At 70.2% G+C, this 11,888-nt stretch carries 11 protein-coding genes and 1 tRNA gene; 9 read left to right on the top strand and 3 right to left on the bottom strand.

Annotated features, from left to right (window positions below):
• Positions 1-26 precede the first annotated feature (26 nt).
• The 8 genes from IF29_RS0108310 (at position 27) to IF29_RS0108275 (ending at position 8,354) form a co-directional block, all read left to right on the top strand.
• Positions 27-539: a 4Fe-4S binding protein gene (locus IF29_RS0108310; RefSeq protein WP_051725062.1), complete on the top strand. Its 513-nt coding sequence runs from the start codon at positions 27-29 to the stop codon at positions 537-539.
• A gap of 8 nt (positions 540-547) precedes the next feature.
• Entirely contained in the window at positions 548-1,096 is a 549-nt protein-coding gene (locus IF29_RS0108305; protein WP_030251750.1) for an NADH-quinone oxidoreductase subunit J family protein, read from the top strand.
• A gap of 5 nt (positions 1,097-1,101) precedes the next feature.
• Positions 1,102-1,533, top strand: a complete 432-nt coding sequence (gene nuoK, locus IF29_RS0108300; protein ID WP_030251746.1) for an NADH-quinone oxidoreductase subunit NuoK — start codon at positions 1,102-1,104, stop codon at positions 1,531-1,533.
• Positions 1,530-3,647, top strand: a complete 2,118-nt coding sequence (locus IF29_RS0108295; protein WP_030251743.1) for an NADH-quinone oxidoreductase subunit 5 family protein — start codon at positions 1,530-1,532, stop codon at positions 3,645-3,647. The genes nuoK and IF29_RS0108295 overlap by 4 nt, the downstream gene beginning before the upstream one ends.
• Before the next feature lie 67 nt (positions 3,648-3,714).
• Complete coding sequence (locus IF29_RS0108290) at positions 3,715-5,304, top strand: complex I subunit 4 family protein (RefSeq protein ID WP_030251740.1); 1,590 nt, start codon at positions 3,715-3,717, stop codon at positions 5,302-5,304.
• Positions 5,305-5,307: 3 nt separating this feature from the next.
• On the top strand, positions 5,308-6,840 hold the full coding sequence (locus tag IF29_RS0108285) for an NADH-quinone oxidoreductase subunit N (RefSeq protein WP_030251737.1): 1,533 nt from the start codon (positions 5,308-5,310) through the stop codon (positions 6,838-6,840).
• A gap of 144 nt (positions 6,841-6,984) precedes the next feature.
• Positions 6,985-7,854 (top strand): zinc metalloprotease HtpX, encoded by an 870-nt coding sequence (htpX, locus tag IF29_RS0108280; protein ID WP_030251734.1) that lies wholly within the window; start codon positions 6,985-6,987, stop codon positions 7,852-7,854.
• Between the two features lie 98 nt (positions 7,855-7,952).
• A complete protein-coding gene (locus IF29_RS0108275; protein WP_030251731.1) occupies positions 7,953-8,354 on the top strand; it encodes a YccF domain-containing protein in 402 nt (133 codons plus the stop codon).
• A gap of 161 nt (positions 8,355-8,515) precedes the next feature.
• Here IF29_RS0108275 and IF29_RS0108270 read toward each other — a convergent pair whose 3' ends face one another.
• From IF29_RS0108270 to IF29_RS0108260, 3 genes are all read right to left on the bottom strand, one after another.
• A complete protein-coding gene (locus IF29_RS0108270; RefSeq protein ID WP_030251728.1) occupies positions 8,516-9,214 on the bottom strand; it encodes an ABC transporter ATP-binding protein in 699 nt (232 codons plus the stop codon).
• A gap of 36 nt (positions 9,215-9,250) precedes the next feature.
• The gene (locus IF29_RS0108265; protein WP_030251725.1) at positions 9,251-10,708 is read right to left on the bottom strand and encodes an ABC transporter permease; all 1,458 of its coding nucleotides are present in this window, start codon (positions 10,706-10,708) and stop codon (positions 9,251-9,253) included.
• A gap of 279 nt (positions 10,709-10,987) precedes the next feature.
• Positions 10,988-11,476: a YajQ family cyclic di-GMP-binding protein gene (locus IF29_RS0108260; RefSeq protein ID WP_030251722.1), complete on the bottom strand. Its 489-nt coding sequence runs from the start codon at positions 11,474-11,476 to the stop codon at positions 10,988-10,990.
• Between the two features lie 213 nt (positions 11,477-11,689).
• Between IF29_RS0108260 and IF29_RS0108255 the strand changes: the two genes are divergently transcribed.
• Positions 11,690-11,774 (top strand) — tRNA-Tyr (locus IF29_RS0108255).
• The last annotated feature ends 114 nt before the right edge of the window (positions 11,775-11,888 follow it).

The raw sequence follows: 11,888 nt of genomic DNA, 5'->3' as shown, positions 1-11,888 counted from the left end.
AGGGCCTGGCCGTCACCCTGCGCACGATGACCCGACGCAGCGTCACCCACCAGTACCCCGACGCGCAGCCCGAGTTGCCGCCGCGCTCCAGGGGCGTCATCGCGCTGCTCGAGGAGAACTGCACGGTCTGCATGCTCTGCGCCCGCGAGTGTCCGGACTGGTGCATCTACATCGACTCCCACAAGGAGACGCTGCCCGCGGTCGACCCCAATGCCAGGGCCCGCACCCGCAACGTCCTGGACCGCTTCGCCATCGACTTCTCGCTCTGCATGTACTGCGGTATCTGCATCGAGGTCTGTCCTTTCGACGCGCTGTTCTGGTCCCCGGAGTTCGAGTACGCGGAGACGGACATCCACGAGCTCACCCATGAGCGGGAGAAGCTCCGCGAGTGGATGTGGACCGTTCCCCCGCCGCCCGCGCTGGACCCCTCCGCCGAGGAGCCCAAGGAGATCGCCGCCGCCCGCAAGGCCGCCGACAAGCTCGCCGCCGCCGAGGCGGCCGCCGCAGCCATGCCGCCCGGAGAGGAGCCCACCCTGTGACCGCCGTCCTGGCCGCCTCGCTGAGCTCCCAAGGCCACTCCTTCCTGACGCCCACCGGCGTCGAGATCGTCTTCGTGCTGGTCGGGCTCGCCGTCCTGGGCGCAGCCGTCCTCACCGTCACCACCAGCCAGCTGGTGCATGCCGCGCTCTGGCTGGTGGTCGCCCTCGGCGGCCTGGCCATCGAGTACCTGCTGCTCACCGCCGAGTTCATCGCCTGGGTCCAGGTCCTGATCTACCTGGGCTCGGTCGTGGTCCTGGTGCTCTTCGGACTGATGCTGACCAAGGCCCCCATAGGCCGTTCGCCGGATGCTGACTCCGGAAACCGCTGGGTCGCCCTCGGCGTCGCGGTGGTCGCAGCGGCGACCCTGGTGACCCTGGTCGTCGACGCCTTCCGCAGCACCTGGATGGACCTGTCCTCCGGCGGTGGAAGCACCGGGGCCAACGGCGAGGTGCTGTTCCGCTACTGGGTGCTGCCCTTCGAGGCCCTCTCCGTGCTACTGCTTGCCGCCCTGGTCGGCGCCATCGTGCTCTCCCGCCGCCACCGAGAGGAGGGCTGATCCCGGTGCACCTCGCCTATCCCGCGGTACTCGCCGCGCTGCTGTTCTGCGTCGGCCTCTACGGTGTGCTGGCCCGGCGCAACTCCGTGCTGGTGCTGATGTCCGTCGAGCTGATGCTCAACGCCGTCAACCTCAACCTGGTGGCCTTCGACGTCTGGCTGCGGGACACCCTGCACGCCGGCCAGGCGCTCACCCTCTTCACCATCACCATCGCCGCCGCCGAGATCGGCCTCGGCCTGGCCATCGTCCTCATGGTGTTCCGCACCCAGGGCACCGCCGACATCGACCGCCTCCGCGAGCTCGCGGACCGGCCCGCCGACCAGGCCCTTCCCGCCGACGCGGACGCAGACCCCGACCTTGCCTCCGACCTCGCCGCTGCCGATCCTGACACCGCATCACTGACGGGCTCCGCCCGGGGGAAGGCCGACCCCGCATGACCCTGACGCTGGCAGTGCTCGTCCCACTGCTCCCCTTCCTCGGCGCCCTCGCCGGGCTCGCGGCCGGACGCCGCGCCCCCGGGCTGGTCCGTCCGCTCGCCGTGCTGCCCACCATCGCCTCCGCAGCCCTGGCCGTCGCGGTGGCCTGCGACCTGGGCACCGGCCGCCACCTCGATGCCGCCACCAGGCTCACCCCCACCGGCAGCGTCCCCATCGACCTCGCCGTGCACCTGGACGGCTTCTCGACCCTGCTGGCCGTCCTGGTCGGCGTCGTCGCCGGCTGCGTGCAGATCTACTCCACCTCCTATCTGCGCGACGACCCGCGCTACTCCTCCTATGCGGCGCTGGTGTCGCTGTTCACCGCCGCGATGTTCCTGGTGCTGTACTCCGGCGATCTGATCGTCCTGCTGGTCGGCTGGGAGGTGATGGGCATCTGCTCCTACTTCCTGGTCGGCCACCACTGGGAGCGGGGCGACGCCCGCTCCGCCTCCATCAAGGCGTTCCTGGTCACCAAGCTCGGCGACATCCCCTTCCTGTTCGGCATCTTCGCGCTCGGCGCCGATGCCGGAACGTTCCGGATCAGCGGTGTCCTCGGTGCGGCCACGACCGGCCAGCTGCACCACCCCACCCTGATCGCGCTGCTGCTGCTCTGCGGTGTCGCCGGGAAGTCCGCACAGTTCCCGCTGCACACCTGGCTCCCGGATGCGATGGCGGGCCCGACCCCGGTGTCGGCGCTGATCCATGCGGCGACCATGGTCGCCGCCGGCATCTATCTGGTGGCCCGGCTGCTCCCGGTGTTCCTGCTGTCCTCGGCTGCTCTGGTCGTCATCGCCGTGATGGCGGCGGTCACCATGGTGGGCTCCGCTCTCTGCGCCCTGGCCCAGGACGACATCAAGCGGGTGCTCGCCTACTCCACCGTCGGCCAGCTGGGCTACATGGCCGGAGCCCTCGCCACCGGAGACCGCGACGCCGCCGTGTTCCACCTGCTCACCCATGGTGCCTTCAAGGCCCTGCTCTTCCTGGCCGCCGGTGTCGTGATCCACGCGGCGCACACCAACTCGCTGACCGCCATGTCCCGCATGCCCGACCTGCGCCGGCGTGTGCCCGACGCCTACTGGACCATGACGATCGGTCTGCTCGCGCTGGCCGGCATCCCTCCTTTCTCCGGATTCTTCAGCAAGGAGTCGGTCCTCACCGCCGCTGAGCACGCGGCCCACGGCGAGGCCCTCACCGGAGGTCTCGGTCCCGCCACCGCCGTGCCCACCTCCGTCGGCTGGATCGTCCTGGTCGCAGGTCTGCTCACCGGCCTGCTCACCGCCATGTACGCCACCCGGCTCTGGCTCGTCGCCTTCCGCTCCGCCAGCCCGGTCCCGGCCGACACCGCGCAGGCCGACCCGGCGCAGCCCGGCGCCGCTGCGGGCACCGCCGAGCCCCATGCGATGCGCTGGCCGCTGTGGCTCCTCGCCGTTCCCGCTGTCGCCCTAGGCCTCGCCGGACTGCACACCACCTGGCTGCCCTCCTTCCTCGACGGCATCTCACTCACCCCCTCCGGCAGCACCGCGATCCTCGGCACCTGTGTCGCCCTGGCCGGCGTCCTGGTCTCGTACACCGCATGGCGCCGGGCGACCGCCCTGGTCCTGGATGCCGCGACCGCGTCCCCAACCCTTGCGGCCCATGAGCTCGACGAGTCCACCCGTCCGGAGGGCACGGCCGCCGAACCGCGTGAGATCACCGCCGACCTCGCCACCGTCCCCGGCCGTACCTTCACCCAGGCCCTCGCGGACGCCGACAGCGCCGCCGCTGCCGCCTCGACCGGCCACGCCCCGGACCCGGCCCGACTGCTCCTGGGTCCGCTGCTGGGCCCCGCAGCCAACGGCTTCGGCCTCGACCGCCTCTATGCCGCCGTCTTCGTGCGCCCTGTCCTCGCGGCCGCGCAACTGGTGCGCTTCCTGGACCGCGACGTGATCGAGACCTATGTCGCCGGAGCGGCGGGTGCGCCGAGGCTGCTCGGGGCCGCCGTCCGTCGGGCCCAGAACGGCAACGCCCAGACCTATCTGAGCGCCCTGCTCGCCGGCGCCGTAGTCCTCGCCGTGCTGGTGGCGGTGGTCCAGTGAACAGCTCTGCGGCAACCCGTACGACCCGCCGCCGACCCTCTGCCTGCGCTCTCACGGAGGCCTCCCGGTGAACGCCGTCCTCATCGCCCTGCTCCTGCTGCCGCTGCTCGGCGCGGCGGTCACCCTGGTGCCCGGTCTCTTCGGCACGGACCAGCACGCCGCAGGACGCCGCGCGCTGCGCTTCGGGGCCGCCGTCACCGGCGCCACCCTGCTGCTGGCCGTCGCGCTGGCGGCCGGATTCGACCGCGGGCACCCCGCCAGGATGCAGGCCACCACTGACGTCTCCTGGATTCCGGCCCTGGGTGTCCGACTCCACCTGGGCGTCGACGGCATCTCGTTGCCCCTGCTGCTGCTGACCACGCTGCTCACCTTCCTGTGTGCGGTCTACTCCCTGCGCAGGCTGCCCGACGGTCCGGGAACCCCCAGTCCGCGCGCCTACACCGGCCTGCTGCTGCTTCTCGAAACCGGGATGGTCGGCACCTTCGCCGTCCTGGACCTGCTGCTCTTCTTCCTGGCCTTCGAGGTCGTGCTCATCCCGATGTACTTCCTCATCGCCCGCTGGGGCGGCGAGAACCGCGGTCCGGCCGCGGCCCGCTTCATCCTCTACACCCTGCTCGGCTCCGCGATCATGCTGCTGGGCTTCCTGCTGCTCGGCCTGCACGCCGGCACCTTCGACATGACCGCACTCGCACAGCGGCACGGCCGGGGCCTCTCGCACACCACGCAGATCCTCGTCGTCCTCGCCGTCGGACTCGGCCTCGCCGTCAAGGCCCCGATGTGGCCGTTCCACAGCTGGCTGCCCGACGCCCACACGGCTGCCCCCACCACCGGCTCGGTCCTGCTCGCCGGGGTCCTCCTCAAGATGGGGACCTACGGCTTCGTCCGGGTGCTGCTGCCCTCGGCCCCCGACGGGATGGCCACTCTCGCGCCCTATCTGGCCGCCTTCGCCGTGGTGGGCATCCTCTACGGTTCCCTCGCCTGCCTGGCCCTGGTCCGTCCCGGGGCCAAGGGCGATCTCAAGCGACTCATCGCCTACTCCTCCGTCGGGCACATGGGTTTCGTCCTGCTCGGGATCGCCACGCTCACCCCCACCGGAGTGAACGGCGCCCTGTTCGCCAACATCGCCCACGGTCTGGTCACCGGCCTGCTCTTCTTCCTGGTCGGAGCGGTGAAGGACCGCTACGGCACCGTCGACCTCGACCGGCTCACCGACTCCGCTGGCGGCACCGGCGCCGCTCTGTACGGTCGCGCCCCGCGCCTGGGCGGGCTCCTCGCCTTCGCCGCCGTCGCCAGCCTCGGTCTGCCCGGACTGGCCGGCTTCTGGGGTGAACTCCTCGCCATGTTCGGCTCCTTCCATCCGGCCGCGGATCTCTCCCGGCCCACCTACCTGGTCTTCATGGCCCTGGCCGGGCTCGGCACCCTGCTCACCGCCGCGTACCTGCTCGCCGTCGTCCGCCGGGTCTGCATGGGTGACCCGTCCACACCGGCGGATCCGCCGTCCTCCGCCGGACCCGCACTCCAGCTCCTGGACGTCCAGGCCTACGAAGCCGCCGCCTGGACCCCTCTCGTCGTCCTCACCCTCGTCGCCGGGCTCTGGCCGGCCGTGCTCCTCGGCCTTAGCAACCCCGCCGTCAAGGCACTCCTCGGAGGCAGCTGAGCCATGACCGCTCTCGCCACACCCATGGCCGGCTCCCTGATCCAGTCGATCGACTGGCAGACCGTGGCCCCTCCGTCGATCACCGCCGCCGTCGCCCTCGGCGTCCTGGTCGCCGAACTGTTCCTCCCCGCACGGCACAAGCCGCTGCTGGGCTGGATCTCGGTGGCAGGACTGGCACTGGCCCTGCTCTCGCTGGTCCCGCTGCGCGACGGCACCCGTGCCACCTTCTGCCTCGGCAGCTCCACCGGCGCCACCGCCGCCACCGGCGGCAGCGCCTGCTCCTACGTCGCCGACCACTTCACTCTGGTACTGCAACTGCTGGTGCTCGCCGGTGCCCTGCTGACCGCGCTGTTGTCGATCCACACCGTGAAGGAGAGCGCCCTCCCGCCCGGTGAGTACTGGTTCCTGCTGCTCAGCTCGGCGGCGGGAGCAGCCCTGCTGCCGGCCTCACGTGATCTGGCGACCCTGGTGGTCGCCCTCGAAGTCGCCTCGCTGCCCGCGTTCGCCCTGGTCGGTCTGCGCCGTGACGGCAGGGGCGGGGAGGCCGCCCTCAAGTTCTTCCTGTCCTCGGTCACGGCCACGGCGGTCATGCTGCTCGGCGTCAGTTTCGTCTACGCCGCGACCGGCAGTCTGCATCTCACCCGTATCGCCGCCGCACTGCCCCATGTCCAGCCCCAGCTGAAGACCCTGGCCCTGGTGGGCGCGGTCCTGACGCTGGTCGGCTTCGCCTTCAAGACGGCCGCGGTCCCGTTCCACTTCTGGGTTCCCGACACCTACACCGGTGCCCCCGTGGCAGTGGCCGCGTACCTCTCGGTGGTCAGCAAGGCTGCCGGGCTTTCCGGCCTGGCGCTAGTCGCTGTGGTGGGTTTTCACCCCTACGGGCGAACCTGGGGCCTGGCGCTTGCGATTCTGGCCGCACTCACGATGACATTGGGCAACGCAGCCGCCCTGCGCCAGCGTTCGGACACCGCGCACAGCGCCGTCCGCCTGCTCGCCTGGTCCTCCGTCGCCCAGGCGGGCTATCTGCTGGTTCCGATCGCCGCAGCGGGCTACGGCAGTGCCGAGGCCCGTGATCCGCTGGGGGCGACGGTCGCCTACGCGATGATCTACGGCGTGGTCAACCTGGGGGCCTTCGCCGTCGTCGGCCTGGTGTCCCGCCGGATCGACGACTACCGGGGCCTGTTCGCCGCCCGCCCTGCGGCGGCGATCGCCATGGCCTTCTTCCTGCTCTCCCTCGCCGGACTGCCGCCCGGTGTGATCGGCCTGTTCGGCAAGGTGGTGGTGTTCCGCGCTGCCGTCGACGGTGGCCTTGGCTGGCTCGCCGTGATCATGGCCGTGAACGTGGTCGTCGCGCTGTACTACTACCTCTCCTGGACCGCCAAGCTCTTCCAGCCCGCCCCGTCGACCTCGGCCGCGACCCTTCGGATCCCGGTTCCGCTGGCCCTCTGCCTCGGGCTCGCGGCGGCCACCGGAGTGGTGCTCTCACTCGCGCCCCAACTCGTGCTCCAGATCACCAGCGGATCCCTCTTCGGCTGACCGGGCCGGTCCGCCCGGGTTGCACAGCCCCGCCCAGCAGGGCACAAGGGAACCAGGGCGTCCGTCCCAGCCGTTGAACCGGACGAACGGACTCAAGGGCAGCAGACAGCAGACGCCCCTCATCGCACGTCCTGGAGGGCACCCGTGCACCGCCGGCACAACGGTCTGAGAACCGCCGTACTCCTGGTCGGCCTCTCCGCGCTGATCGTCCTGATCGGCAGTTTCTGGGGGCGTACCGGGCTGCTGGTCGCGTTGGTCGTGGCCCTGGCGACCAATGGCTTCGCCTACTGGAACAGCGACAAGCTGGCGCTGCGGGCGATGCGGGCCCGCCCGGTCAGCGAGATCGAGGCCCCCTGGCTCTACCGGATCGTGCGCGAGCTCTCCACCTCGGCCCGCCAGCCGATGCCCCGTCTGTACATCTCCCCGACCGAGGCCCCCAACGCGTTCGCCACCGGCCGCAACCCGCGCAATGCCGCAGTCTGCTGCACCCAGGGCATCCTGGGCATCCTGGACGAGCGCGAACTGCGCGGTGTCCTCGGGCACGAGCTGTCCCATGTCTACAACCGCGACATCCTGATCTCCTCGGTGGCCGGGGCGCTGGCCTCGGTGGTGATGTTCACCGTCAACTTCGCCTGGCTGATCCCGATGGGCCGCAGCGACGACGACGACGGCCCGGGGCTGGTGGGCCTGCTGCTGCTGATGATCCTCGGGCCGATCGCCGCCGGCCTGATCCAACTCGCGGTCAGCCGCTCCAGGGAGTACCAGGCGGACGCCTCCGGAGCCCAGCTGACCGGTGACCCGCTGGCCCTGGCCGATGCCCTGCGAAAGCTCGACCAGGGCACCAGGAGGCTCCCGCTGCCGCCCGAGCCCCAGCTCCAGACGGCCAGTCATATGATGATCGCCAACCCGTTCCGCCCCGGTGAGGCAGGAGCCCGCCTGTTCTCCACCCACCCGCCCATGGCCGAGCGCATCGCCCGGCTGGAGGAGATGGCCGGACACCGCCGCATCCGCTGACAGCCGATCAGCGTCCTTCTCGAAAGCGTGTCAGAATTTTTTCGGGCCCCGGATCGGCCGGGAGAGCCGTTCGCACCGAAGACGGAAGGCCGCCGCAGATGGATCTGCTCAGGTTCCTGCTCAACGTCGTCTGGCTGGTCCTCTGCGGACTGTGGATGGCCATCGGCTATGCCATCGCCGGGATCATCTGCTGCATCCTCATCATCACCATCCCCTTCGGCATCGCCAGCTTCCGCATCGCCGGCTACGTCCTCTGGCCGTTCGGCCGCACCACCCGGGAGCGCGCGGACGCCGGAGGGGCATCCTGCGTCGGCAACGTCATCTGGCTGATCTTCGCCGGCTGGTGGCTGGCACTGGGCCATCTGGCCACCAGCATCGCGCTGGCGGTCACCATCGTCGGCCTCCCCTTCGCCTGGGCGAACCTGAAGCTCATCCCGATCTCACTGATGCCGCTGGGCCGCGAGATCGTCCCCTCGGACCAGCCCTTCGCCGCCCGCTGAGAGCGCACGACCGACTCCTGGCCGACCCCCGGCCGACCCCCGGCTGAACCCGGGCGGCCCTGGACTCCCGGGCAGCCATTGGCGGTACAAGGCCAGGGCCCGGGCCGACGAGGATGTCTCGTCCGCCCGGGCCCCGGCCCGCTTCCGTCGCAGCTGTCCGCTCAGCCCGCCCAGACCTGGGCGTCCGCGTTCTCGGAGACGGTGACCTTGCCGGCCCGGATGGTGGCCAGCCGCGGGGCACGCCCGGCGATGGCGGTGTCGTGGGTGACCATGATGAAGGTCAGCCCGCGCTCGCGCCACAGCCCGTGCAGCAGCTCCATGATCTCGTCACGGGTCTCCTCGTCCAGGTTGCCGGTGGGCTCGTCGGCGAGCAGCACCTTGGGCTCCTTGACCAGTGCGCGGGCGATGGCGACACGCTGCTGCTGGCCGCCGGAGAGCTCGCTCGGCACGTGGTTGCTGCGCTCGCCGAGACCGACCGACTCCAGCGCCGCGAAGGCACGCTTGTGGCGCTCCTCCTTGGCGATGCCCATCGGGACCAGCGCGGTCTCCACGTTCTCCTGCGCGCTGAGGGTCGGGATCAGGTTGAAGCTCTGGAACACGAAGCCGATCAGCTCGGCCCTGACCTTGGTGAGCTTGGCCTCGCCGATCGCGCCCAGGTCGTGCCCGGCGAGCTCCACCGTGCCGCCGGTCGGGCGGTCCAGGCCGCCGAGCATCTGCAGCAGGGTGGACTTGCCACCGCCGGTGGGGCCCTGGATGACCAGCTGGCCGCCGTCGGGGATCTCGAGGTCGATGCCGTCCAGGGCGCGGACCGTTTCCTTGCCCCGGGAGTAGTGCTTGGTGACGCCGCTGAGGCGGTACATGGGTGCTCCTATGAGGATTGCGGAAGGGCTTCGGGACTACTCGACGCGGCGCAGGGCGTCGGCCGGGCGCAGCCGGGAGGCGCGCCAGCCGCCGAAGCCGCCGGCCACCAGACCGCCGGCGACCGCGAGGGCCACCGCGACGGCGATCGCCGAGAGGGTCACCGGAGCCGTCAGGTGCACCTCGATGGCCTTGGCCGCGGCACTGGCCGCCTGGCCCGGGCCGCCCCCGCCGCCGGGACCGCCCTGGCTGGCGGTGGAACTCGCGGTGGAGGCGCTGAGGGTGGGCGAGAACGCGGTGATCGCGGCTGCGCCGGCCAGTCCCAGGGCGATTCCCAGGACGCCGCCGATCAGCCCGTTGACCAGGGCCTCACCCATGACCTGCCCGATCACGCGCTTGCTGCGCCAGCCGAGCGCCTTCAGGGTGCCGAACTCCCGGACGCGCCGGTTGACGGCCGAGGAGGTGAGCAGGCTGGAGATCAGGAAGGCGGCGGCGAGCACGGCGAGCGACAGCCACTTGCCCATGCTGGTCACCAGGTTGGCGGCGGTGGACAGCGAACCGGAGACCGTGGAGGCCAGGTCGGACGCGGTGGTGACGGTGGTGCCGGAGACGTTCTTGGTGATGGCGGTCTTGACCGCGCTGATCTGCTGGGAGCTGCTGGCCTTCACGTAGACCGTGGTGACCTTGTTCTTCATGTCGGCCAGGGTCTGCGCCTGGGTCAGCGGGATGTAGACGTTGGCCGCCGAGGTGCCGCTGGAGGCGGTGGCGATGCCGATGACCTTGAAGGCCTTGCCGCTGATGGTGACCGTGCTGCCGACCTTCAGCTTCTTCTGGGTGGCGTAGGAGCTGTCCACGACCGCGACCAGGGAGTTGCTCTGGGCGCTGGTGAAGTTGACGCCGGAGGTGATCTTGAGCGAGCTGAGCGGGCCCACCGTGATGTTGCTGGTGTCGGTGCCCATGATGGTCAGCGTGTTCAGGCTGAAGTTGGCCGCGCCGCTCGGCGGGGTGCCGCCCTGCCCGCCGCCTTCGCCACCCTGCTGACCGCCGCCCTGGCCGGTCCCGGTGCTGGTGCTGGAGGTGCCGCTCTTCAGCTTGAAGGAGCCGTCGAACTTGAAGTCGTTCAGCAGCAGGCTGCCGACGGCGGCCTCCACATTGCTCTGCGAGGCGACCTGGGTGACGGTGGAGCTCGCCATGGTGGCGGTGCCCTGGTTGACCGAGAGCCGGTCCGCGCTGCTGCTCTTGCTGCCCGAGCCGGACTGCTGGATCCCGAACTTCTGCGCACCGCCGCCGGCCCCGGCCGCAGCGGACTTGGTCACGGTGATGTCGGTGCCGAGACCGTAGAGCGAGTGCAGCACTGTCGACTGGGCGTTCTTCATCCCCGCAGAGACCGAGGTCACCGTGAGAACCAGGCCGATGCCCAGGGCGAGTCCCATGGAGATGACGAGCGCCGCCTTGCGGCGGCGGCGCAGTTCGCGCCTGAGATAGGTGAAGAACATGTGATTCCTAGGGAAGGAGGGGCTCTTGGTGCGCCTCTGGAACCTAGGGAGCTGGGCTGACAGCTTGATGAGCCGAGTATGAGAGAGGTCTCAAGGGGACCAATGTGAATTTTATGGATTTGATCGCGGACCAGTAACGGTCCGCCGTGGACCGGCGCCCGGGCCCTCACCCCGGGCCCTCCGGCAACGACACGAGCGCGGCTGCCGACCGGTCTCCGGGCCCGTACCGGACCGGAAAGACCATCAGCAGCCGCGCTCGTCCCGGCAGGTCGGGAGGGTCTAGCGGTAGTTCACGAACTGGACGGCGAAGTCCAGGTCCTTGCCCTTGACCAGGGCCTGCACGGCCTGGAGGTCGTCCCGGCTCTTCGAGCTGACGCGCAGCTCGTCCCCCTGGACCTGGGCCTTCACGCCCTTGGGGCCCTCATCGCGAATGATCTTGGCGACCTTCTTGGCGTTCTCCTGGGAGATGCCCTCCTCGATGGTGGCGAAGATCTTGTACTCCTTGCCGGAGAGCTGCGGCTCCCCCGCGTCCAACGCCTTCAGCGAGATCCCCCGCTTGACCAGCTTCGTCTGGAAGACGTCGAGGATCGCGTTCACGCGCTCCTCGGAGTTGGCCTTCATCTCGATCTTCTCGCCGGACCACTCGATGGAGGCACCGACGTTCTTGAAGTCGAAACGGGTGGTCAGCTCGCGAGCGGCCTGGTTGAGCGCGTTGTCGACCTCCTGCCGCTCGACCTTCGAGACGATGTCGAAACTGGAGTCGGCCATGATCAGTGAGTCTCCTTGACAGTGCTACGACACGGATGGCGCGTGCTCCCTATGGGTGGAGCTGCCGATCCAGCCTAGCCACCGCGGACCCCGCCCGTTGTCCTCCCCGGGTACCGGCGGGCCGCCGACTCCCCGGATCAACCGAGTGGCGGAGCACCCCCGTCGATCAGGTATTGTTTACGACGTCGAGCGGGAGACCGCGAGACGATCCCTGGCGGGTTGCCCGAGTGGCCAAAGGGAGCAGACTGTAAATCTGCCGGCTCTGCCTACATAGGTTCGAACCCTATACCCGCCACCAGGGAATGGGACGGCCCCTGACCAGCACAAACGGTCAGGGGCCGTCTGCTGTCCCGGCGCATGGCCCCCGGCGTGCAGTCCTGGACCGGCCTCCGGCCGGCCCGGGGGACCGGGC

Source organism: Streptacidiphilus jeojiense (genome assembly GCF_000719095.1).
Taxonomy (GTDB): domain Bacteria; phylum Actinomycetota; class Actinomycetes; order Streptomycetales; family Streptomycetaceae; genus Streptacidiphilus; species Streptacidiphilus jeojiensis.
This window is presented reverse-complemented; position numbering and strand designations above follow the sequence as displayed.

What these genes read in the sequence shown, in the direction of transcription:
- IF29_RS0108285 (WP_030251737.1), top strand. Translation starts at nt 5,308, where the DNA reads ATGACCGCTCTCGCCACACCCATGGCCGGCTCCCTGATCCAGTCGATC.
- IF29_RS0108270 (WP_030251728.1), bottom strand. Translation starts at nt 9,214, where the DNA reads ATGTACCGCCTCAGCGGCGTCACCAAGCACTACTCCCGGGGCAAGGAA.
- IF29_RS0108295 (WP_030251743.1), top strand. Translation starts at nt 1,530, where the DNA reads ATGACCCTGACGCTGGCAGTGCTCGTCCCACTGCTCCCCTTCCTCGGC.
- IF29_RS0108260 (WP_030251722.1), bottom strand. Translation starts at nt 11,476, where the DNA reads ATGGCCGACTCCAGTTTCGACATCGTCTCGAAGGTCGAGCGGCAGGAG.
- IF29_RS0108275 (WP_030251731.1), top strand. Translation starts at nt 7,953, where the DNA reads ATGGATCTGCTCAGGTTCCTGCTCAACGTCGTCTGGCTGGTCCTCTGC.
- IF29_RS0108310 (WP_051725062.1), top strand. Translation starts at nt 27, where the DNA reads ATGACCCGACGCAGCGTCACCCACCAGTACCCCGACGCGCAGCCCGAG.
- IF29_RS0108265 (WP_030251725.1), bottom strand. Translation starts at nt 10,708, where the DNA reads ATGTTCTTCACCTATCTCAGGCGCGAACTGCGCCGCCGCCGCAAGGCG.